Below are 21875 nucleotides of genomic sequence, written 5' to 3' on the forward strand. Positions count from 1 at the left end.
TTGCATCTCGCTCGTACCGAAACGGCGCGCGCGCAGGATCAAGCGCTTTCCGGCAGGACAGACCCGGGCGGGCTGGCAGCCTGCACCCGGGGGGCACGCTGCGCCCGCCGGTGCGAGCGATCTGCCGCATGTGCATGCGACAGCGGCGAAGCTGGTCGATGCGCTCGAAGAGCTGCGCGTCCAGGCAGGAGCGCGTGCGAGCCGGGCGTGAGCTGCGGTCCAGCAGGCCGCGCTCGCCATGCTGCTCGAAGCGCTGGAGCCACTTGCGTGCGGTGCGCGGGCTGATGCCCGCAGCCTCGGCTGCGGGCATCAGCCCCAGGGTGGCGATGCGCTGGACAAGCAATTTGCGTCCTTTGAAGGTCAATCTGGCATTCTTATGGCTGTTCACTCGGAAGATCCCTCTGGTGACTGAAGCGTGGTAACTCCAGTCTCCCAGACCCTTCCGGGTGAACAACCTATTGAGACATGACAGCTAGTTCCACCTGGGCACGGCGGCCGTTACGCGGAAGCACAATCGCCTGCAGAAAAATAAAGCGCCGCTGCCTGTAACCCGCACGCCCTGTGCGACGAATGGAAGGAGGCCCTGCCCGAATGAGTACCGCCGAAGCCCATCTGCGCACGCTGTTCCTGCGGGGACTCGATGGCGATGCGAATGCCTACCGCCAGTTCCTGTCGGAGCTGTCGGCGCACCTGCGCGCCTTTCTGCGGCGCCGACTGTTCGGCTGGCCCGACGACGTCGAGGACCTGGTCCAGGAGTGCCTTCTTGCCATGCACAACCAGCGACACACCTACCTGCGCGACCATCCCGTGACGGCCTGGGCGCATGCCATCGCCCGCCACAAGCTGATCGACCACCTGCGCCAGAAGTCCTCGCGCGAGGCGCTGCACGAGCCGCTGGACAATGCGCTCGAACTGGTGGCCGATTCGGAGGCCGAGGCGCAGGAGGCACGCCGCGACCTGCTGGTGCTGCTGGAGACGCTGCCCGACCGCCACCGCCTGCCCATCGTGCACACCAAGCTGCAGGGCCTGTCGGTGGCCGAGACGGCGCAGCTGACGGGCATGTCCGAATCGGCCGTGAAGGTGGGCGTGCACCGCGGCCTCAAGGCCCTGGCCGCACGGCTCGGCATCGACAAGGAGGCGGCCGCATGAAGACCGACGATCTGGTGAAGCTGCTGGCACAGGACACGGCGCCGGTGGCCGCGGGTGCGGCCTCGCGCCGGCTCGGGCTGGCGCTGGCCTGCAGCCTGCCGCTGTCGCTGCTGATCCTGCAATGGGATTACGGCGTGCGCGGCGACCTGTGGCGCGTGATGGCCCTGCCCATGCTGTGGGTCAAGCTGGCCGTGCCGCTCGCTGTGGCGGCGGCCGGCCTGCTGATGCTGCGGCGCCTGGCCAGTCCCGGCGTGGGGCCCGGCCGGTCCGGCTGGCTGGCGGCGGCCGCCATCGGGCTGCTGTGGGCACTGGCGGCGTGGCGCTGGGTCGAGATGCCGCAGGCCGGGCGCATGCCGGCGCTGATGGGCCAGACCTGGCGCACCTGCGTGGCCAACATCGGCCTGATTGGCCTGCCCGTGTTCGTCGCCGCCTTCTGGATGCTGCGCGGCATGGCGGCCACCCGGCCGCGCCGGGCGGGTGCCGCGGCCGGGCTGCTGGCGGGCGGTGCAGGCGCGGCGGTGTATGCGCTGCACTGCCCCGAACTGACGGCGCCCTTCCTTGCGATCTGGTACGTGCTCGGCATGCTGCTGCCGGTCGCGGTGGGCGCCGCGCTGGGGCCGCGGCTGCTGCGCTGGTAGGCGGGTCAGACCAGCGTCACCCCGGCCCAGCGACCGTCCGCGACCAGCGCGCGCACGCTGTCGCGCACCACGCCGCGGGCCGCCAGCACGGCGGGCGCCAGCTCTTCGTCGGACCGGCTGCACAGCAGGTTGACGCGGCGCGCCACCGGCGCGTCCAGCCGGGCATGGCGGAAGCGCCGGTCGGCATCCGGATATCGGCCCAGGGCGGCCCAAGGTTGCAGCGTGGCGCCCAGGCCGGCATCCACGGCGGCCATGACCATGGCCAGCGAATCGACCTCCAGCGCCACCTGCGGCGCGATGCCGGCGCGGTCGAAGGCGGCATCGATGGCGCTGCGCAGCCCGTGCGGGCCGGTGGGCAGGATCAGCGGCTCGGTGCGCAGCGCCTCGATGTCCACCTGCGGCGGCAGCGCCGGCTGGGCCACCGAGCGGATGAGGAACAGTGCTTCCTCCATCAGCGGCAGCACCTGCCAGCCGCGGCCCGCGCCGCCGGCCGGCTCGTGCAGCGCCAGCGCATCGGGCCGGTGGCCGAAGAGGATGGCGAGGTCCAGCTCGCGGGCACGCAGCATGGCCGCCAGGTGGCCCGACATGCCCTCGACCATGTGCAGCCGCACCTCGGGGTAGCGTTCGCGCATGGCCTGCATCAGCGGCAGGCCCAGCAGCGCCGAGGTGGTGGGCGCCAGGCCGATGCTGACGCTGCCCGACAGCCGGGCCTGCTGCGCCGAGCGCACCGCCTGCTCGGCATGGCGCAGCGTCAGCTTGGCCTCGTGGAAGAAGGCCAGGCCCGCTTCGGTGGGCGTCACGCCCTGCGGGCTGCGCTGCAGCAGCCGCGTGGCCAGTTCGCCCTCCAGGCGCGAGACCTGCTGGCTGAGCGCGGACTGCACCACGTCCAGTTCCAGGGCGGCGCGGCTCATCGAGCCGGCCTCGACGATGCGGACGAAGTAACGCAGCTGGCGCAGTTCCATGGGCCGCGATTGTCCTCAGCGGCTGGTGCGCCGTCGCCCCGTCATGCCGGGGGACGTCTCCCGGCCCTCATTCCGCCGTCAGCTTGCGCGCCCGGGCGATGGCGCCCCACTGGTCGTACTCCTTGCGCATGAAGGCCGCGAACTCGGCACGGGTGGTGGGCTGGGGCGTGAGCCCGTGCCTGGTCAGAGCCTCGCTCAGGCCCGGGTCGTTCAGCACCTTGACGATCTCGCGGTTCCAGCCGTCGAGGATGGGCGCGGGCGCCTTGCCCGGCGCGACGAAGGCATACCAGTTGAGGGCCTCGAAGCCGGGGGTCGATCAGGCGCTCGCCGCGCTGCTCGGGATGCGGCACCGTCAGGCCGATGCCCTCCACGGGCGGACAGTCGTCCGCCCACAGGTACAGGCCGAAGTCGCGCTCGATCTGCAGCGCGTTGTCGAACATGCACTGGCTGGACATCACCTTGCCCCGGCGCAGCTCGTCCGGGCTGCGGTTGGTGACCAGGGTGACGGTGTCGTCCCGGCCCTGCAGGGCGAGGGCCAGGGCCAGGGGCAGGCCGGACTGGCCCGCACCGACGATGGCGATCTTGCGGCTCATGGATGGTTCTCCTGGCGGATGCAGACGAAGAGGAAGGAAAGGAAGGAAGGCTTCGCGGTGCGCGGCCGGGGCTTCCCCGACCGTGGCAGGGCCATGCTAGGAAGCGGCCCGCACCGCCGCCATCCGCTGGCCACAGCGCCTGTCCGCCCGCTGCAGGCGTTGCGCACGCGCCGGCCAGTCGCGCCGAATTGCTTGACAACTAAACTAATTGAGGAGGAGACTCCATCCCAAGCCATCGCTAAGGAGCCTTTCCATGAACATCGTCTGCATCGGCGGCGGGCCGGCCGGCCTGTACTTCGCACTGCTGATGAAGAAGCACAACCCCGGTCACCAGGTGACCGTGGTCGAGCGCAACAAGCCCTACGACACCTTCGGCTGGGGCGTGGTCTTCTCGGACGCGACCATGGACAACATGCGTGCCTGCGACCGCGAGACGGCCGACGAGATCGAGCAGGCCTTCAACCACTGGGACGACATCGAGCTGCTGTTCAAGGGCCGGCGCATCCGCTCGGGCGGCCACGGCTTCGTGGGCATCGGCCGCAAGAAGCTGCTGAACATCCTGCAGGCGCGCTGCGAGGCGCTGGGCGTGAACCTGGTGTTCGAGACCGAGGCCGACAGCGACGCCGACTATCCCGACGCCGACCTCATCATCGCCAGCGATGGCGTCAACTCGCGCATCCGCAGCAAGTACGCCGACGTCTTCAAGCCCGACATCGTGGCGCGGCCCAACCGCTTCATCTGGCTGGGCACCAACAAGGTCTACGAGGCCTTCACCTTCGACTTCCAGCGCACCGAGCACGGCTGGTTCCAGGCCCACATCTACAAGTTCGACGACACCACCTCGACCTTCATCGTCGAGACCACCGAGGACACCTGGAAGGCCCATGGCCTGGACCAGGCCGACCAGCAGCAATCGATCGAGTTCTGCGAGAAGATCTTCGCCGGCGACCTGCAGGGCGCCAGGCTGATGACCAATGCGCGGCACCTGCGCGGCTCGGCGTGGATCAACTTCCAGCGCGTGGTCTGCGAGCAGTGGTCGCTGCAGAACGAGCACGGCAGCCACGTGGTGCTGATGGGCGACGCGGTGCACACGGCGCACTTCGCCATCGGCTCCGGCACCAAGCTGGCCATCGAGGATGCCATCGAACTGGCCCGCCTGTTCGCCCGTGAAGGCGACACCCGGGAGCACATCCCCGAGGTGCTCAAGGCCTACCAGGAAGCCCGCCGCGTGGAGACGCTGCGCATCCAGAACGCCGCCTGGAACGCCATGGAATGGTTCGAGGTGTGCGGCAAGCGCTACTGCGACCAGCTAGAGCCGGAGCAGTTCATGTACTCGATGCTCACGCGCAGCCAGCGCATCAGCCACGAGAACCTGCGCCTGCGCGACCGCGGCTGGCTCGAAGGCTACGAGCGCTGGTTCGCGCAGCGCGCCGACGTGCCGGTGCCCGAGGGCAAGACGCCACCGCCGCCCATGTTCACGCCCTACACGGTGCGCGGCGTCACGCTCAAGAACCGCATCGTGGTCTCGCCCATGGCGCAGTACTCGGCGGTGGACGGCGTGGCCGGCGACTACCACCTGGTGCACCTGGGCGCCCGCGCCATGGGCGGCGCGGGCCTGGTGTTTGCCGAGATGACCTGCGTCAGCCCCGAGGGCCGCATCACCCCCGGCTGCCCCGGCCTCTACAAGCCCGAGCACACGGTGGCCTTCAAGCGCATCGCGGACTGGATCCATGCCAACACCGATGCCAAATTCGCCATCCAGATCGGCCATGCCGGCGCCAAGGCCTCGACCCGCCTGGCCTGGGACGGCATCGACCAGCCGCTGGAATCGGGCAACTGGCCGCTGCTGTCGGCTTCGCCGCAGCAGTACCTGGAGGGCGTGAGCCAGGTCTCGCGCGGCATGACGCACGAGGACATGGCCGAGGTGAAGGCGCAGTTCGTCGCCACCACCCGTGCCGCCGCCGAAGCCGGCGCCGACTGGCTGGAACTGCACTGTGCGCACGGCTACCTGCTGTCGAGCTTCATCTCGCCGCTGACCAACCAGCGCACCGACGAGTACGGCGGCTCGCTGGAGAACCGGCTGCGCTATCCGCTGGAAGTGTTCGCCGCCGTGCGCGCCGCCTGGCCGGCGGACAAGCCGCTGTCGGTGCGCATCTCGGCCCACGACTGGGTGGAGGGCGGCATCACGCCCGAGGACGCGGTGGCCATCGCCAAGGCGTTCAAGGCCGCGGGCGCCGACATGATCGACTGCTCCTCCGGCCAGGTGAGCAAGAAGGAAAAGCCGGTCTACGGCCGCATGTTCCAGACGCCCTTCGCCGACCGCATCCGGCAGGAGGCGGGCATTCCCACCATCGCCGTTGGCGCCATCAGCGAGGCCGACCATGCCAACAGCATCCTGGCCGCCGGCCGCGCCGACCTGTGCGCCGTGGCCCGTCCGCACCTGGCCAACCCCGCCTGGACGCTGACCGAGGCCGCCAAGATCGGCTACACGGCCATCACCTGGCCCAGGCAGTACCGGTCGGCCAAGCCGCAGATGGAAGCCAACTTCGCCCGCGAGAAGGCCATGGCCGAGGCCGCGGGGGCCGCCAAGTGAGCGGCGCCGCAGGCCCGCGCCATGCGCTGGTGACCGGCGGCGGCCGCGGCATCGGCGCCGCCATCGCGCGGCGATTGCTGGCCGAGGGCTGGCATGTGACCGTGCTCGGTCGCAGCGCCGAGGCCGTGCAGGCTGTGGCCGCCGAAGACCCCGAGCGGCTGTTCGCCGTCAGTGCCGATGTGGCCGATGCCGAGGCGGTCTCGGCCGCGCTTGCCGCAGCAGAAGGTCGTTTCGGCCCCGTCGCCGCCCTCATCAACAACGCCGGCCAGGCCGAAAGCGCGCCCTTCCACAAGATGGACATGGCCCTGTGGCAGCGCATGCTGGCCGTCAACCTGACCGGCACCATGGTCTGCAGCCAGGCCGTGCTGCCCGGCATGCTGGCGGCAGGATGGGGCCGCATCGTCAACGTGGCGAGCACGGCGGGGCAGGTGGGCTATGCCTACGTGTCGGCCTACTGCGCGGCCAAGCACGGCGTGGTGGGCCTGACCCGCTCGCTGGCGCTGGAGCTGGCCACCAAGGGCATCACCGTCAACGCCGTGTGCCCTGGCTACACCGAGACCGATATCGTGCGCCAGAGCATCGAGCGCGTGGTCGCCAAGACCGGCCGCAGCCCCGAGGCCGCACGCGCCGAATTCGTCAAGAGCAATCCGCAGGGCCGCCTGGTGCAGCCCGACGAGGTGGCCGACGCCGTCGCCTGGCTGTGCGGCCAGGGCGCGGGGGCCGTGACCGGCCAATCCATTTCCGTGGCGGGCGGCGAGGTCATGTGACCGCGTCGTCGCCTTCCACCCCACCAACGCAGACAAGAACGGAGACCGCATGAGCAGCGACACCATCCCCCGCGTGGACCCGGCCCTGGTGGCCGGCAACCAGCGTCCCCTGGCCGGCTACGAGGCCCGGCACTTCCAGTGGTCGGTGAAGGAGGGCGTGGCCACCATCGTGCTGAACCGCCCCGAGCGCAAGAACCCGCTCACCTTCGACAGCTATGCCGAGCTGCGCGACCTGTTCCACCAGCTCAAGTGGGCCGATGACGTGAAGGCGGTGGTGCTCACCGGTTCCGGCGGTAACTTCTGTTCCGGTGGCGACGTGCACGAGATCATCGGCCCGCTGGTGCGGCTGAAGGCGCCCGAGCTGCTGATGTTCACCCGCATGACCGGCGAGCTGGTCAAGACCATGCGCGCCTGCCCGCAGCCCATCGTGGCCGCCATCGACGGCGTGTGCGCCGGGGCCGGCGCCATCCTGGCCATGGCCTCGGACCTGCGCCTGGGCACGGCCCGCAGCAAGACCGCCTTCCTATTCAACCGCGTCGGCCTGGCCGGCTGCGACATGGGCGCCTGCGCCATGCTGCCGCGCATCGTGGGCCAGGGCCGGGCGAGCGAGCTGCTCTACACCGGCCGTGCGCTGGGCGGCGAGGAGGGCGAACGCTGGGGCTTCTTCAACCGCCTGTGCGCGCCCGAAGAGGTGCTGGCCGAAGCGCAGAAGCTGGCCGCCCAGCTGACCGAAGGCCCGAGCTTCGCCAACGGCATCACCAAGACCATGCTGCATCAGGAATGGGCCATGACCATCGAGCAGGCCATCGAGGCCGAGGCCCAGGCCCAGGCGCTGTGCATGCTGACGCAGGACTTCACGCGGGCCTATGAGGCCTTCGTGGCGAAGCAGAAGCCCGTCTTCCAGGGAGACTGAGATGCACCAGTCCCCAACCATCTCGGCGTCGAGCCCCTCTCCCCTCGCGGGAGAGGGGTTGGGGAGAGGGGGCGCCTGCGCCCCGACGTGGCTGTCGTTCGGTACGACCGCCGTCGCCCCCTCTCCCCGGCCCTCTCCCGCGAGGGGAGAGGGGGGAATACCAGCCAGCGGGTCCTCGATGGCGGCATTCCGGTTCAAAGGCCGGGGAACGGCCACATCCCACGCGCAGGAGCACTGACCCATGGCCGACACCACCTACCTCGACTGGCCTTTCTTCGAGGCCCGCCACCGCGAACTCGCGCAGGCCGTGGACGCCTGGGCCGCGCAGAACATCTCCCAGGACCACGGCCACGACGTGGACGCCGAATGCCGCGCGCTGGTCAAGGCGCTCGGCGCAGGCGGCTGGCTCAAGCATGCCGTCGGCGAATCGGCGCAGGCCATGGACGCCCGCGCCATCTGCCTGATCCGCGAGACGCTGGCGCGCCACAGCGGCCTGGCCGACTTCGCCTTCGCCATGCAGGGCCTGGGCAGCGGCGCCATCAGCCTGCACGGCACGCCGGAGCAGCGCGAGCGCTACCTGAGCCGCGTCGCCCGCGGCGAGGCTATCTCGGCCTTCGCCCTCTCTGAGCCCGACGCCGGCTCCGACGTCGCCGCCATGCAGTGCAGCGCGCGGCAGGACGCCGACCACTACGTGCTCGATGGCGAGAAGACCTGGATCTCCAACGGCGGCATCGCCGACTTCTACGTGGTCTTCGCCCGCACCGGCGAGGCGCCGGGCGCCCGCGGCATCAGCGCCTTCATCGTCGAGGCCGGCACGCGCGGCTTCGAGATCGCCGAGCGCATCGAGGTGATCGCGCCGCATCCGCTGGCGCGCCTGCGCTTCACCGGCTGCCGCGTGCCCGCCGGCCAGCGCCTGGGCGCGGCTGGCGAGGGCTTCAAGGTCGCCATGCGGACGCTCGACGTGTTCCGCACCTCCGTGGCCGCCGCCGCGTTGGGCTTTGCGCGCCGCGCCTTCGACGAGGCCCTGGCCCGTGCCACCACGCGCCGCATGTTCAACGGCGTGCTGGCCGACTTCCAGCTCACCCAGGCCAAGCTGGCGCAGATGGCCACGGCCATCGACAGCGCCGCGCTCCTGACCTACCGCGCCGCCTGGCGCCGCGACCGCGGCGAGCCGGTGACCAAGGACGCGGCCATGGCCAAGCTCACCGCCACCGAGAACGCGCAGCAGGTCATCGACGCCGCGGTGCAGATGTTCGGCGGCCTGGGCGTGGTCAGCGAGCAGCCTGTGGAGCGGCTCTACCGCGAGATCCGCGCGCTGCGCATCTACGAGGGCGCCACCGAGGTGCAGCAGCTGATCATCGGCCGCGAGTTGCTGCGCGAGGCCGGCGCCGCCAAGGCGGCCTGAGCGCCCTCGGCCGGAGACCGCCATGACCGCCACCGCCCACGTCGACACCTTCGCGCGCGACCACCTGCCGCCGCCCGAGCAGCAGCCGCAGTTCATCTTCGAGCTGCCCGAACTGCAGATGCCCGCGCGGCTGAACTGCGCCACCGAACTGCTGGACCGCCATGTGGCCGAAGGCCGCGGCGACCGGCCCTGCCTCCTGGCGCCCGGCCTGCGCTGGACCTATGCCGAGCTGCAGGACAAGGCCAACCGCATCGCCAATGTGCTGGTGAAGCAGATGGGCCTGGTGCCGGGCAACCGCGTGCTGCTGCGCGCGCCCAACAACCCCATGCTCGCGGCCTGCTGGTTCGCGGTGATGAAGGCAGGCGGCATCGCCGTGGCCACGATGCCGCTGCTGCGCGCCAAGGAGCTGGTGCCCATCCTGGAGATCGGCCAGGTCACGCACGCGCTGTGCGACGCCGCCCTCGCCGACGAGCTGGCGCAGGCCGCGCAGAAGGCGCCGGTGCTGCAGCACGTCCGTCACTTCCATGCCGAAGGCCGGGACAGCCTGGAGGCGCTGATGGCCGAGGCCTCGCCGGTCTTCGACAACGTGGACACGGCTGCCGACGACACCTGCCTGTTCGGCTTCACCTCGGGCACCACCGGCGTGCCCAAGGCGACCATGCACTTCCACCGCGACGTGATGGCGGTGTGCCACTGCTGGCCGCCGCACCTGCTGCGCGCCACGGCCGACGACGTGTTCATCGGCAGCCCACCGCTGGCCTTCACCTTCGGGCTGGGCGGGCTGGTGCTCTTTCCCATGTCCGTGGGCGCCTCGACCGTGCTGCTGGAAAGGGCCGGCCCGCCTCAGCTGTTGCAGGGCGTCCAGGACTTCGGTGCCACGGTGTTGTTCACGGCGCCGACGTCGTACCGGCTGCTGGCCGAGCAGGGCGCCGTGCTGCGCGCCACGCCACTGCGCAAGTGCGTCTCGGCCGGCGAGGCACTGCCGGCCACCACCCGCGCGCTGTGGAAGCAGGCCACCGGCATCGAGCTGATCGACGGCATCGGCTCGACCGAGCTGCTGCACATCTTCATCTCGCACGACGAAGCGAATGCGCGGCCGGGCGCCACCGGCAAGCCGGTGCCCGGCTACCGTGCCCGCATCGTGGACGAAGCCGGCAACGAGCTGCCGCCAGGCACGGTCGGACGCCTGGCCGTGCAGGGCCCCACGGGCTGCCGCTACCTGTCGGATGCGCGGCAGGCGCAGTACGTGCAGGGCGGCTGGAACCTCACCGGCGACGCCTACCTGATGGACGCCGACGGCTACTTCTTCTACCAGGCCCGCACCGACGACATGATCATCTCGGCCGGCTACAACATCGCCGCGCCCGAGGTGGAAGAGGCGCTGATGCAGCACCCGGCCGTGGCCGAATGCGCCGTCATCGGCGCGCCCGACGCCGAGCGCGGCCAGATCGTGCAGGCCTTCGTCGTGCTGCGGCCCGGCGCGGGCATCGCCGATGACGCGATGGTGCGCACGCTGCAGGACTTCGTCAAAGCGACCGTTGCGCCCTACAAGTACCCGCGCTCGGTGGTCTTCGTGGCGCAGTTGCCGCGCACGCAGACGGGCAAACTGCAGCGCTTCGTGCTCAAGCAGGCCGCGCAGGCGGCGTCGATGGCGCCGACGACCGAGGCGACTCCGGCGACGTCCGCAAGACGGGTGGGAGCGGCCTCGTGATCCGCGTCGCCACCCCCGCCGATCAGGCCGAGGCCGCCGATGCATCGCCGGCCCGCTTCGCGTGCACGCAGCTCATCCGCTTCTCGCACTGCGACCCGGCCGGCATCGTCTTCTTTCCCCAGTACCTGGTGATGTTCAACCAGCTGGTGGAGGACTGGTTCAACGACGGCCTGGGCGTGAACTACGCCGGCATGATCGCCGGCCGCCACATCGGCCTGCCCATCGTGCGGCTGGAGTGCGACTTCCGCGCCATCAGCCGGCTGGGCGACACCGTCGAGCTGGGCCTGGCGGTGGAGCGCGCGGGCGGACGCTCGCTCACGCTGGCGCTCCAGTGCACCGGCGCCGACGGCGAACTGCGCGTGGCCTCGCGGCAGGTGCTCGTCTTCACCAGCCTGCAGACGCACCGCGCCATCGACATTCCGCCGGACGTGCGCGAGGCGCTGGCGCGCTTCGCGGCCGATCCCGCCGCCACCTGAGTTTCAACGTCTTTTCCCCGCAGGAGTCCCGCATGCAAGTTCTTCTTCCTCCCGGCTGGCCGCGCCCCAAGGGCTATGCCAACGGCGTCACCGCCAAGGGCCGCATGGTCTTCGTGGCCGGCATGATCGGCTGGGACGCGCAGGGTGTGTTCCACACCGACGACCTGGGCGAGCAGGTGCGCCAGGCGCTGCAGAACATCGTCGAGGTGCTGCGTGAGGCCGGCGCCAGCCCCGAGCACATCGTGCGCATGACCTGGTACGTGACCGACAAGCGCGAGTACGTGGCTGCCTATCCGGCCATCGGCAAGCATTTCCGCGAACTCATCAACTGCTACAACGCCGCGATGACCGCGGTGGAGGTGTCGGCGCTGGTGGAAGACCGCGCCAAGGTGGAGATCGAGGTCACGGCGGTGGTGCCGGACTGAAGGAGCCGCGCCCGCTCCATACCTGTCGGCGGCACCCAGCGGGCGATTTGTGTAAGTTCACGGAACCACGGGCCCCAGCGAAGCGCGATCACAGCGTCCGCGCCGTTCCCCTTTCGACAGGCGCAGGGTGAACGGCAGGTGGCAGGCCGCGGCCGCGCGGTCGGGCGCATCCCCGGTCATCCTGCACCTCCGAGCCCCCAGCAAAAAGCCGGCATGCGTTCGCATACCGGCTTTCGAGGTGCCCGCAGGCTGTCGCCCTTCATTTGGCCCGCTGACGACGGGCCCGACGTGGGCGCCACGAGGTCTGATTACAGACCGGCCTTGCGGTAGACCGACAGGCTGCCCTGTGTGTACTGCGTGGGGATCGTGCTGTTCACGAAGGCCTTGGCATCCAGGTTGGACGTCGGGTTGTGGGCAGCAGCCACGGCTTCGGCCTGCACGGCGGCACGGCTGCGGGGAGCGGCCGGTGCCGCGGCGACTTGCTGGCCGACGTATTCCAGGTTTTGCTCGGCGCGGGCGGCTTGCATACCCTGGGCGTTCACTTCGGCGCGGCTCAGGGCCGACACGGGGGCGACGACGCCCTGGTATTCCTCGGCGTGGGCGCCGGCAACGGCGGCGAACGACAGGGCGGCGAGGGCGATGATCTTCGAGGTCTTGGTCATGATTTTTCTCCTGTAGGCAGGCAATGCGTTGAACAGAGCTGGCAGGGCACCCGCCCCGCCGGCTTCGGGTCTGCGTTCAATCGCTGGCCCGTGAGATGAATTGTGGACCTCGAATCTAGGGAAAACCCTTCCTTCCGGGGAACGTGATGTTCATGGCAAGGAAACAATCGATCCCGCTCGGTACGCGGAAGCGCCGCCGCAGCAGGGTGCCGGTCAACCGCCCGAAGCGCCGATGCCTGCCCTACTCGTGGTCGCGCACAGCCGATACCCGACGCGGTAGATGCCCTGCAGCAGAAAGCCGTGCGAGCCATCCATCGGCAGCTTGCGCCGCAGGCGGTACACATGCGTGTCCAGCGAGCGCGAGCCGGTGCTGGCCCACGGCGCAATGGCCGCAGCGATGAGATGTTCGCGCGGCACGGTGCGGTCCAGTTCGCGCATCAGGCGCGCCAGCAGCCTGAACTCGCATTCGGTGAGCACCACACGCCGCAGCGCGGCCGCCGGCCCGTGCTCGCGCACCAGCACGCTGTGGGTGGCCGGCTGCAGCCGCCAGTCCCCGTACTGGCGGTCCGCCTCGACTCGGGGGCGCGCCAGCCGCGCGATGCGCCATCGCAACTCCGCCGTGGCGATGGGCTTGAAGGCGTAGTCCTCGGCCTCCAGGCCCAAGGCCCGCTTCAGCTCGCCCTCGGCCAATGCCTCCGGCAGCAGCACCAATGCGGGCGCGCGCCCGCAGCCGGCGGGCAGTGCCAGCGCGGGCAGCCGGCCGCCGAAGTCGCGCAACATCGCCCAGTCCACCACCATGGCATCCACCGTCTGATGGTGCAGCGCGTGCAGCGCCTGCACGCTGCCGATGCTGCGAAGCACCGTGCGCCCTTCCTGGCCCGGCAGCGGCAGCTGCAGCGCCTGGCGCATGCGCTCCATGTGGGCCGGCTCGCCGTCGATCAAAGCAATCTGCATCGTTTCACTTTCAAAGGGCCGGGGTGCCGCTCACCCGCCCGCGTCGCCTTGGGCACCGTCGAGCTCGTCGCGCAGGGCCGCGTCGCCCCGGTGCGCGGCAACGCACATCGCCATCGCCACGCAGGCGAGGCTGGCGCCCAGGATCAGCCCGAGCAGCAAGCTCAGCCAGCTGGGCATGGGCGGCTCCCGTTCATGGCGGCTGTCCTGTTCACCACTGCCAACCCGCACCCACGCTGGCGCCCACCTTGCCGCGGCTGTTGACCGTGCCGCCGGCCTTGAGCACCCAGCGCCCGGACTCGTCGATGCGCGACAGCCCCACCGCCAACGCCGCCTCGCCGTCATAGCTGCCCACGGCCGCAGACGTCATGTTCTTGCCCGGCGCCCACGGCTGCGGCAGCCCGGCCAGGGCCATCGCCGAGGCCACCCCGGCCGAGGCCTGCTGCCGGTTGCTGGTGATCTGCTGCTGCAGCTGGGATGCTCGCGCATCGTTGTACTGCTGCTGCGCCTGCAGCCCCGCGTTCAGCTGCTGCACGTTCACCGCGTCCGTCGGGGCGACGCCTGCGGCGACGTTGGAGACCGTGGTGGGGGTGCTGCCATCGCCGAGCACGACGTGCTGGGCGTCGACGCTGCCGTCCGCGCGGCGGGCGTACTGCACGCTGCCGGCCTGCACGGCCTGCAACTGGCGCACGTTCACCGCATCGGTGGCCTGCGTGCCGCCGGCCACGTTGGTGATCTGGCGTTCACCGCCTGCCGTGCCCACGGAGACGGCGCCTTGGGTGGAGGTCACCGCCTGACCGGTGAAGGCTTCGGCTTGGCCGTTCATGCCCGGCCGGTCGGCCACGCTGCCGGCGCCCAGCGCAACGCCGCGGCTGCTCTGCACCACGGCGCCGTTGCCCAGGGCGGTGCCCTGGGGCGCTGCGCGGGCGACCGCGTTGTCGCCGAAGGCTGCGCCGCCCTGGTCGGCCTGGGCGCCGGCGCCCACCGCCACCGAGTTCAGGGCCACTGCATTGGCGCCGATGGCCACCGAGTTGACGCCCGTGGCCTGGGCGCTGGTGCCGATGGCGATGGAATTGGTGTTGCTCGCCAGCGCATTGGCGCCTTGCGCGATGGCACCGTTGCCGCTGGCCACCGAGCCGGGGCCCATGGCGATGCTGTCGGTGCCCGTGGCCGAGGCGTCGGCGCCGCTGGAATTCGCCCTGAAGTACTTGATGCCGCCACCGGCAGCGATGCCGTTGGCAAAGGTGTTCAAGTTGCCCACGGAACTGCTCAGGCTGCCCAGGGCGTCGCCCACGTTGTTGTAGGTGGCGCTGCCGGCCGTGCCGCCGGCGCTCACCGTGTTCAAGGTGTAGCTGGGCGCCTGGATGCTGCCGTCGGGGTTGACCTGGGCACCGCCGCCCAAGGCCGTGGTGATGCCGCCGAGCTGGCCCACGGTGGCCGCATCGTTGGTGGCGGTGCCGTTGGCCACACCGCTCAGGCGCCGGTCGCCGCCGGTGCCGGTGAAGGACACGGTGGTGCCACCCGTCGAGCCCCCCACGGTGATGCCGCCATTGCCTGGCGAGCCACCGGTCTGCTGCACCAGGCCGGTGGTGCCGTTGGTGACGTTGGCAGCCAAGCTGCTCAGCGCCTGGTTCGTGGCGTAGAGCTGGCTGCCGTTGACGGCGTCCGTGCTGGTGCTGCTCACCTGGCCTGCGGCCACACCCTGGATCTGGCGGTTGCCCACCGCCAGCGCGGCCGTCGGGGTGCCGCCGGCAAAGGTGTAGCTCGTGCCCAGCAGCGTCACACTGGGGGTGGCCTGCACAGCCGTGGTCTGGGAGTTGCTGCCCAGCGCCACGTCGTCGGCGCCGGTGGCCTGGCTGTTGGCGCCAAGGGCCAAGCCGCGCGAGGCCGTGGCGCCTACGCGAGCACCGCGGCCCAAGGCGACGGCGTTGTCACCCGAGGCCTGCGCGCCCGTCGTCGCCGTTGTGTCGCTGCCGCCGATGGCGATGGCATTGCGGCCTGAGGCAGAGGCGCCGGTGACCGTGCCCGCCCCCGTGGTGTTCGTGGCGCCGCCGATGGATACGGCGTTGACGCCGGTGGCCGAGGCACCCACAGCGGCGCCGGGGGCGGCCGCGTTGTAGGCACCGCCCATCACCACTGCGCTGGTGGCAGCCGAGCCGGAGGATGCCGGCGTCGCATTGGCCGCCGCCGCGTTGTCGCCCGCGCTGCGACCGCCGGCCACAAAGGACGCCGTGCCACCCGCCGTCGCGCCCCAGCCCATCGCGATGGCCGACTGCGCCTGCGCGTTGGCCGCCACGCCCAAGGCCATACCGGCCGTCTGCGTTGCCAAGGAGTTCGAGCCGATGGCCACCGTGCTGTACGCCGTGATCGGGCTGCCGTTGCTGCCGCTGCCCGCGTTCAGGCCCATCGCCACGTTGCCGTTGCCCGTCACCCAGGTGCCCGCGCCGCTGCCGAAGGCCGCGTTGCCCGAGCCTTGCACGCGCGAGCCGGCCCCCACGCCCACGGCCGTGTTCTCGCTGCCCGTCACGAACAGCGAGGAGCTCGCACCGATGCCCACGTTGTAGCTGTTGCCCGCCGCGCCGTAGCGACCGGCGTTGTCGCCGATGGAAATGCTCTCCTCGCGCGCTTCGGCGTACTGGCCCAGGGCCACCGAGTTCACGCCGAAGGTCTGCGTCGAATCCCCCAGCGCGATGCTGGAGGCATAGCCCGCCTGCGCCTGCCGGCCCAGCGCCAGGGAGCCCGCCACCGCGAAGGTCCCGCGCCCGATGGCCACGCCCTCGTAGTCGTTCGTGTGCGCGCCGCTGCCGATGGCGATGCTGTACTGCGCATTGGTGTCGTTGGTGGCGTTGTGGCCGATGGCGATGCTGTCGATGCCGCCTGCGCTGCTGCCGCGGCTGATGGCCAGCGAGTCCGGGCCGTTGGCCGTGGAGCCCGTGCCCACCGCATTGGAATTGGCGCCGTTGGCCGTGCCGCTGGCCACCTGCGACCAGGCCGCGCCTGCGTGCAGCAGCACCAACGCTGCCGCGGCGGCAGCCACCTGGGTGCGTTTGGCGTGTGTGGTGGCGTTTGTCGTGTTCTTGATCGTGTCCATCGCTTGATTCCCGCTCCGGCCTCTGGCCCTGTGTTGAATTCGCTGTTGGGGCACGCACGACGCCGCCGTCGTGCGCGCCATGCCTGGTGGGGGGTTACTGCGTCTGAAAGTCCAGTCGCGCCGTGAACGGCGTGGCCCCGGTGGGCGCGAAGCCGCTGGACTTCAGCAGCGTCTGCACCTGCACCTGCACCCCCACCGCACCGCGCGCGGAGGCGCTCACGCCATTGAGGTCCAGCACCAGGGTGCCCGGTCCTGTCAGCAGCAAAGGCCCGGCCGTCGTGCCGCCTTGCCCCGTACCCGAGTTCGGCACATAGCGCAGCGGCACCACGCTGCCGTCGCCCGCACGCGCCTGCAGGACCGCCACACGCAGGGCACCGGGCGCCGGGTCCGGACTGGTCTGCACCGTCGGGGACCACGCGAACAGGTCACCGCGCTGGCCCGGCAGCGCTTGAACCATCACATCGCGCGTGGCCGCACCGTCGTCGCATGCCACGATCAGCATGGCGGTCTTGACGCCCACCTGCTTGTAGCCAGACACCTCCTGCGAGTCCGGCAAGGGCATGTAGCTCTTGTTGCCGAAGTCCAGGTCGTTGGGCGACACGCTCATGGTGCAGGTGGCCATGGCCGCCGGCGCCGCCGTGGCGGCCGCCACGAGCACCAGCACGCCGAGCCATCGATGCAGTTGCCGTTTCATTCGGTTGGTCATGCCGTTCCTCTTTCTCTGGTTGCGCCCACTCACTTGCACACCGCCTTGCCGCTCTCGAACAGTTCGCCGTCCTTCTTGGGGCTCGTCTCGATGTCCTGCACCAGGCAGCGCTTGCCGCTGGGCAGCTCCACGTAGAACATGTCCCCGTCCACCATGCGGCTGACCATCACCCGCCCGCCCTGCGCGGTCGAGCTGAAGAACTCGTCTCCACCACGCAGCACCGCCAGGCCGGACGGCACCAATTGCCCATCTGCATCCCGCACCTCCAGCAGCACCCGCCGCACCCGCTTGGCCCCGAAGTCCACCGACAGCACCGCGCCCCGGCCCGCCTGCACCACCTGCAAGGGGTTGTCCACGTCGACGTCCAGCGACGCATCCTTCAGGCTGGCCTCCAGCCGCGAGTCCTGGTAGGCCAGCAGCGAGGGCACCGCCGCAAAGCCCCCCGGGCCCGACCACACCGGCCCCTGCGGCGTGTCCACCTTCAGGCCCACCACGTTGCCGGTGTTGATGCCGCCAAAGGTGTCGGCCACCGCATACGGCGAGAAGCCCACGCCCATGGGCGTGGCCAGCACGCTGCCGGTGATCTCCCCGTAGTAGCTGCTGCCGCCCTGGCGGTCGCTCACGCCCAGCGTCAAGGACGTGTAGCGCGGCACCACCGTGATGGAGCCCGAGGCCTCGGTGCCCCGGCCGTCGTCGGCGCGCTCGGCCGAGACGCGGTAGCTCAGCATGTCGTTGATGCGCTGGTCGATGCCCGTGCCGTAGCGCGTGACGTCGTTGCTGCGCCGCGCGTAGGTGGTGCTGGTGGCATTGCTGCCCAGCGGGATCGACAGGTTGGCGTACACGTAGGTGTTGGGCTGCTGCAGCACCCAGCCCGCCCAGGGCTGGCGCGGGTCCACCAGGTACGTTCTGGCCGTGTTGCGCGAGACGCCCAACTGGAAGTTCACCCGCTGCCAACTCGTGCCCCAGGCCAGCGAATAGATGTGGCCGGGCTCGCCGTCGAAGTAGGTCTCGCGCGTGATGCCGGCGGAGACGGAGCCGAAGCGCCCCAGGCTCCAGCTGGCGGTGGCGCCCAGCTGGGATCGCGCCCCGATGCCCACGATGGGAGCCTGATAGATGCTGGCCGCGTCCTGCACCGTGCGGTAGCCGACGGTGCGCAAGTTGCCGGAGACGCCCAGGGACACGTCCTTGCTGGCCTGCCAGGCCACGGCCGCGCTGCCCTGGGCACCATTGGCATCGCGCCGGCCATCGCGCGAGGCCAATACCTGGCCGAAGGCGCTGGCGTTCTCCGCGAACTTCCAGTTGGCCGCCACGCCGGCGGAGGTGTAGCTGCGCGAGACCAAGCCACCGACGGTGCCGCTGACCGGCCCCAAGGCCCAGCCATAGGCGCCCGTGAGCACCGGCACGCGGTCGTAGGTGCGCACGTCCGTCTGGTCCCACAGCTGGCCGGCCGCGATGGTCAGGCCGGCGTTCTGGGTGTTGTCGGATGCCAGCAGCAGAGACGAAGCGGGAACCGTGATGATCTGCTCGCTGCCCGTCTCCTCGATCACCCGCACCTGCAGGTCCGCGCCCTTGTTGGTGAGCGGGTAGTCCGTCAGCGTGAAGGGGCCCGGGGGTACCACCGTGGAATACAGCAGCACGCCGTTCTGGCGGATTTCCACCCGTGCCCGGGTGGAGGCCACTCCGGTGATGGGGTAGCTCTGCATCTGGCGCAGGCCGCGCTCCGGGAACCACTGCGCCCCGGTGATGGGCAGGCCCGAGTACAGCGGGTTGATGGTGGTGATGCGGCCCGCCTGCAGCACCTGCTTCTCGTCCACGAAGGTGCGTTGGGCGTAGGCGGACTGCCATCTAAAACGCCCCACGCCGTCGCCCTCGCTGTACATCTGGCGCGAGCGCACGATCCAGTCGGCCGCGTTGAAGCCAAGCTCCGTGTCCAGGTAGCGCGAGGTGCTCTTGTAGCCGCCGGCCCATTGGCTTTCGTAGGCGTAGCCGCGGTAGTTGAACAGGGCGCCGATGCCGCCGGTTTCGGTGCGCAGGGAGCGAGCCACGGGCACGACGTCCTCCGCAGGGACAGTCAGATCGACAGCGCCTTCGTTCGGGCGCAGCACGATGAGCGTGCGGGGCGAGACGTCGCGGTAGTCCGGGCAGGCAACCTCGGCGTCCACCTTGAGGTTGGGTTTCTCTAGCGCGAACTGCTCATAGGACTTCAGGCCCAAAGACCTCAAAAGGGCAGGCGTGAAGCACAGCTTGCCCACGGCGTCGAAGGTGGCGCTCTTGCGGCCGAGTTCGTTGCCGTTGACGGTGAAGGTGACGGGCTGGGCACCGGGCTGGAAGCGCGGGCCGTTGCGGAAGTACTCGGCGATGCGCGGGCTCAGACCCCGTTCGCGCAGCAGTTCGGTGTCGAACTGCGCCACCGTGCCGTCACCGGCGGCTGCGGCAATCTGAACCGCAGAAGCCGAAGAAGAGCCTGGCTTGCCTGTGGAGGCCTGTGCGATTTGAGTGGGCGGCGTCTGTGCATGCAGGCAGCTCGCACTCGCCGCCATGGCCATACAACCCAGCCGCGCCCTCAAACGCAGGCGTGAGTTCCCCCTCAACGCCCGCGGCGCCGTATCGATTTCCCTCAAGCGTCACCCCGCTTCTTGTTGTGGACGTGCGACCCGATTCAGGTCGGATGGAGTTGGAAGATGAACAGAGGCCGCTGCAGCAAAGGCAGGGCTAGGGCGTCGCAGCGCTCGCCACAGGCGCGCTGGTGACTGGGATCTCGTACGGGTCCACCGCGAAGCCCCAGGGCGATGCGGGGAAGATGCGGATCGACTTCACGGTCGAGGCATCGACGTCCTTGGGCAATTCGATGACGTGCTTCTCGCCGGGGAGGACGTAGGTGTCTTTGAGCAGGCGCACTGGCGCCTTCATAGGCAATAGCTCGGCGTCGGCCTTGAGGCGGACCACGAACGGGCTGTCGTTGGCCACTTCCATGGCGCCACTGCTGCCGCGGGAGATGACTAGTTTTTTCCACGGCTCGGGAATTTGCTCGAGATCGGCGGGCGAAATGACAAGCGGGATAGTCTGCCGGACGTTGACATTCACAATTGCAGACTGGGAATTGGTTCGTTTAGGTGGAATTCCCTCAAAGCTTACTCTTTTCAAATACTGCTTTTCCAAGCCGATAGCGGGCTTATCTAATGCGACGCGAACGACTTGCCTGCCATTTGCCTCTATTCGCGCCACTGCTGGAACAGGCAATACTGTGAGTTTTTCGCTGCCCGGCAAGTCAACTATTTTTACATTCATGATCATCGGTTGATCTTCAGTGTTTTTTATGCCGATTTGTGCTTGTCCCGATGCTGCTGACAGCAACAAAATCGTAGACTCTGGTTGCAAACCAGTTGCGTTAGCGCCCAAGCAAAATAAAAAAATTTCTAATGAGACTGGGAATATCAAATATGATTTAAACTTCTTCATTGCTTTTGACTGCCCTCTTACGAGGGCAGTCTGAGTTAATTAAAGGTAATCCACGTTTACAGTCGAATTGCCGTCTAGCGTGATTGCGCTCGTAGCAGAGTCGACCAACGCCTTGTTAACAAGCGCGTTAATAGTCAGATTGCCGGTGATTTTCGCGAGTGCCGGAGGCGCCGTGTCCGAAGCTGCGAGTTTGAAACCGGTAGAATTAACGCCGCTGAACAACGACGCCGAATCGCCCGTTGCGGTAGTCCAGGCGCCAGTGGTGTTCCTAGCCCGCACCAGAGCTCCTGCAGGTGCTGCGGGGGTGGCAGCTGTCGTAGCAGCAACTTGCAGAGCCGAATAATTGACGGCGTAAGCGCCAATGTTGGTGCTGCCATTGACACCTAGGCCAAACCGAGATGCATCAGATCCGTCAATGGCAGGCTTCGAGGACGATCGATTATCGGCCCAGCTAAGAGACACAGCGGTTGGCGCCCCACAGGTGACGTCAAGAGAAATATTCTTTGCCGGCATAACATAGTAGCCAGCATAAGCTGAGTAAGCTTTGACTGTTCCAGCTGGCAGAGTACCAAAATCAACCGCGCCAGAGCTCCCCAACGTGATGGCACAAGCTTCCGGGCTGATCGTCCCGATGACGGTCATGTTGGCACTAGCCGCATATGAACCCACAGACGCCAGAGCCACAGCACCGGCAATCATTGCTTTCTTAAACATCTTAAAAACTCCAATTAATCAATTTGCGCCGCAGCCGCCGTTTTGCGGGCGCGGCATTCATTACTATTTCCAGATCTCTTCTCTTTGGGATGGAATGTCTTGTCGTTCTGTTGCTCGGTTCCTCCTTCTGGTGAGCAATTGATCACTTGCAGCCTGCAACCAGGCACGCGCGGTCCCGACGGTCCGCACGGCCTGCCTGCATATCGAGAAATGGGTTGCACCGGACAAGGCCGATGTCGTCGATCCGCAGCCCGGGCCCGCGGGGCGCGGTGTGGGCCTTGTCCGGCGTCGACACGCCGCCGCGGGCCCCCGGCCAAGCCGGCGTCGTGCCAGCGCGGTGTCCCCAGGCGGCACACGCCGCAAGCCCGAATCCCCACGCAAAAAGGTGCCTCTTCGCCCGCCAGGCATGAAGGCGCGATGCCTTGAGACCGCACTCTGGGTGGCGTCTTGGCGCGATGGCTCGTCGGACGGGGGTGCTCGCGAGGACTTGCAAAAACGATCCTTTATGCAAATATCCATTTCGCACCCCTTTCGGACCCCTCTTCCCTAGGGAGAGGGGCGCCAAAAAGGCCCCGAAATCGTCCCGGCAAAAAGGATCCTTTTTGTCAACGAAGCCCCATCGAACTTCTGCCGCTTTCGTGTGTTTTCACACACTTAGCA

General features: G+C 69.0%; 19 protein-coding genes and 2 pseudogenes. 9 read left to right on the top strand and 12 right to left on the bottom strand.

Annotated features, from left to right (window positions below):
• Positions 1-388 (bottom strand): leucine zipper domain-containing protein (locus NS331_RS13710; protein WP_153012846.1); only part of this gene is annotated, 388 nt, incomplete at its 3' end.
• A gap of 203 nt (positions 389-591) precedes the next feature.
• On the opposite strand from NS331_RS13710, the gene NS331_RS13715 reads away from it, so the two are divergent.
• Positions 592-1149 (top strand): sigma-70 family RNA polymerase sigma factor, encoded by a 558-nt coding sequence (locus NS331_RS13715; RefSeq protein WP_082702458.1) that lies wholly within the window; start codon positions 592-594, stop codon positions 1147-1149.
• Positions 1146-1787, top strand: a complete 642-nt coding sequence (locus NS331_RS13720) for a DUF1109 domain-containing protein (RefSeq protein WP_058642544.1) — start codon at positions 1146-1148, stop codon at positions 1785-1787. The genes NS331_RS13715 and NS331_RS13720 overlap by 4 nt, the downstream gene beginning before the upstream one ends.
• 5 nt (positions 1788-1792) lie before the next feature.
• Here the strand turns inward: NS331_RS13720 and NS331_RS13725 are convergent, their stop codons facing one another.
• The 3 genes and pseudogenes from NS331_RS13725 to NS331_RS27145 all read right to left on the bottom strand — a co-directional run.
• Positions 1793-2749 (bottom strand): LysR substrate-binding domain-containing protein, encoded by a 957-nt coding sequence (locus NS331_RS13725; protein WP_058642545.1) that lies wholly within the window; start codon positions 2747-2749, stop codon positions 1793-1795.
• A 67-nt stretch (positions 2750-2816) separates the two neighbouring features.
• Positions 2817-3059: pseudogene (locus tag NS331_RS25535) on the bottom strand (tripartite tricarboxylate transporter substrate binding protein); the annotation flags it as partial.
• Between the two features lies 1 nt (position 3060).
• Positions 3061-3342, bottom strand: a pseudogene (locus NS331_RS27145) (styrene monooxygenase/indole monooxygenase family protein); the annotation flags it as partial.
• A 253-nt stretch (positions 3343-3595) separates the two neighbouring features.
• Here NS331_RS27145 and NS331_RS27150 point away from each other — a divergent pair.
• The 7 genes from NS331_RS27150 to NS331_RS13760 all read left to right on the top strand — a co-directional run bounded on the left by NS331_RS27150 (position 3596) and on the right by NS331_RS13760 (position 11632).
• On the top strand, positions 3596-5935 hold the full coding sequence (locus NS331_RS27150; RefSeq protein ID WP_058642546.1) for a bifunctional salicylyl-CoA 5-hydroxylase/oxidoreductase: 2340 nt from the start codon (positions 3596-3598) through the stop codon (positions 5933-5935).
• The gene (locus tag NS331_RS27155) at positions 5932-6702 is read left to right on the top strand and encodes an SDR family NAD(P)-dependent oxidoreductase (RefSeq protein WP_058642547.1); all 771 of its coding nucleotides are present in this window, start codon (positions 5932-5934) and stop codon (positions 6700-6702) included. Before NS331_RS27150 ends, NS331_RS27155 begins: the two co-directional genes overlap by 4 nt.
• Positions 6703-6751: 49 nt before the next feature.
• Complete coding sequence (locus NS331_RS13740; protein WP_058642548.1) at positions 6752-7615, top strand: enoyl-CoA hydratase family protein; 864 nt, start codon at positions 6752-6754, stop codon at positions 7613-7615.
• A gap of 241 nt (positions 7616-7856) precedes the next feature.
• Entirely contained in the window at positions 7857-9020 is a 1164-nt protein-coding gene (locus tag NS331_RS13745; RefSeq protein WP_058642549.1) for an acyl-CoA dehydrogenase family protein, read from the top strand.
• 22 nt (positions 9021-9042) lie between these two features.
• The gene (locus NS331_RS13750) at positions 9043-10731 is read left to right on the top strand and encodes a benzoate-CoA ligase family protein (RefSeq protein WP_082702459.1); all 1689 of its coding nucleotides are present in this window, start codon (positions 9043-9045) and stop codon (positions 10729-10731) included.
• Between the two features lie 74 nt (positions 10732-10805).
• Positions 10806-11207 carry an acyl-CoA thioesterase gene (locus NS331_RS13755; RefSeq protein WP_058642556.1) on the top strand — a complete coding sequence of 134 codons (402 nt, stop codon included), beginning with the start codon at positions 10806-10808 and terminating at the stop codon, positions 11205-11207.
• A gap of 32 nt (positions 11208-11239) precedes the next feature.
• The gene (locus tag NS331_RS13760; RefSeq protein WP_017759209.1) at positions 11240-11632 is read left to right on the top strand and encodes a RidA family protein; all 393 of its coding nucleotides are present in this window, start codon (positions 11240-11242) and stop codon (positions 11630-11632) included.
• A 308-nt stretch (positions 11633-11940) separates the two neighbouring features.
• Here the strand turns inward: NS331_RS13760 and NS331_RS13765 are convergent, their stop codons facing one another.
• The 8 genes from NS331_RS13765 to NS331_RS25545 all read right to left on the bottom strand — a co-directional run bounded on the left by NS331_RS13765 (position 11941) and on the right by NS331_RS25545 (position 21215).
• The gene (locus NS331_RS13765) at positions 11941-12294 is read right to left on the bottom strand and encodes a hypothetical protein (RefSeq protein WP_058642550.1); all 354 of its coding nucleotides are present in this window, start codon (positions 12292-12294) and stop codon (positions 11941-11943) included.
• 213 nt (positions 12295-12507) lie between these two features.
• Positions 12508-13248: a response regulator transcription factor gene (locus tag NS331_RS13770; RefSeq protein WP_082702460.1), complete on the bottom strand. Its 741-nt coding sequence runs from the start codon at positions 13246-13248 to the stop codon at positions 12508-12510.
• Positions 13249-13278: 30 nt separating this feature from the next.
• The gene (locus NS331_RS26710; protein ID WP_193758107.1) at positions 13279-13425 is read right to left on the bottom strand and encodes a hypothetical protein; all 147 of its coding nucleotides are present in this window, start codon (positions 13423-13425) and stop codon (positions 13279-13281) included.
• A 31-nt stretch (positions 13426-13456) separates the two neighbouring features.
• Complete coding sequence (locus tag NS331_RS13775; RefSeq protein WP_058642552.1) at positions 13457-16336, bottom strand: YadA-like family protein; 2880 nt, start codon at positions 16334-16336, stop codon at positions 13457-13459.
• Positions 16337-16430: 94 nt separating this feature from the next.
• The gene (locus NS331_RS13780; RefSeq protein ID WP_153012847.1) at positions 16431-17042 is read right to left on the bottom strand and encodes a hypothetical protein; all 612 of its coding nucleotides are present in this window, start codon (positions 17040-17042) and stop codon (positions 16431-16433) included.
• A gap of 29 nt (positions 17043-17071) precedes the next feature.
• Positions 17072-19453 (bottom strand): fimbria/pilus outer membrane usher protein, encoded by a 2382-nt coding sequence (locus NS331_RS13785; protein WP_058642554.1) that lies wholly within the window; start codon positions 19451-19453, stop codon positions 17072-17074.
• 301 nt (positions 19454-19754) lie between these two features.
• A complete protein-coding gene (locus tag NS331_RS25540; RefSeq protein ID WP_082702462.1) occupies positions 19755-20501 on the bottom strand; it encodes a fimbria/pilus chaperone family protein in 747 nt (248 codons plus the stop codon).
• Between the two features lie 39 nt (positions 20502-20540).
• Positions 20541-21215: a DUF1120 domain-containing protein gene (locus NS331_RS25545; RefSeq protein ID WP_082702463.1), complete on the bottom strand. Its 675-nt coding sequence runs from the start codon at positions 21213-21215 to the stop codon at positions 20541-20543.
• Between the last annotated feature and the right edge of the window lie 660 nt (positions 21216-21875).

Origin of the sequence: Pseudacidovorax intermedius (assembly GCF_001476815.1) — a bacterium.
GTDB classification, from domain to species: domain Bacteria; phylum Pseudomonadota; class Gammaproteobacteria; order Burkholderiales; family Burkholderiaceae_C; genus Xenophilus; species Xenophilus intermedius_A.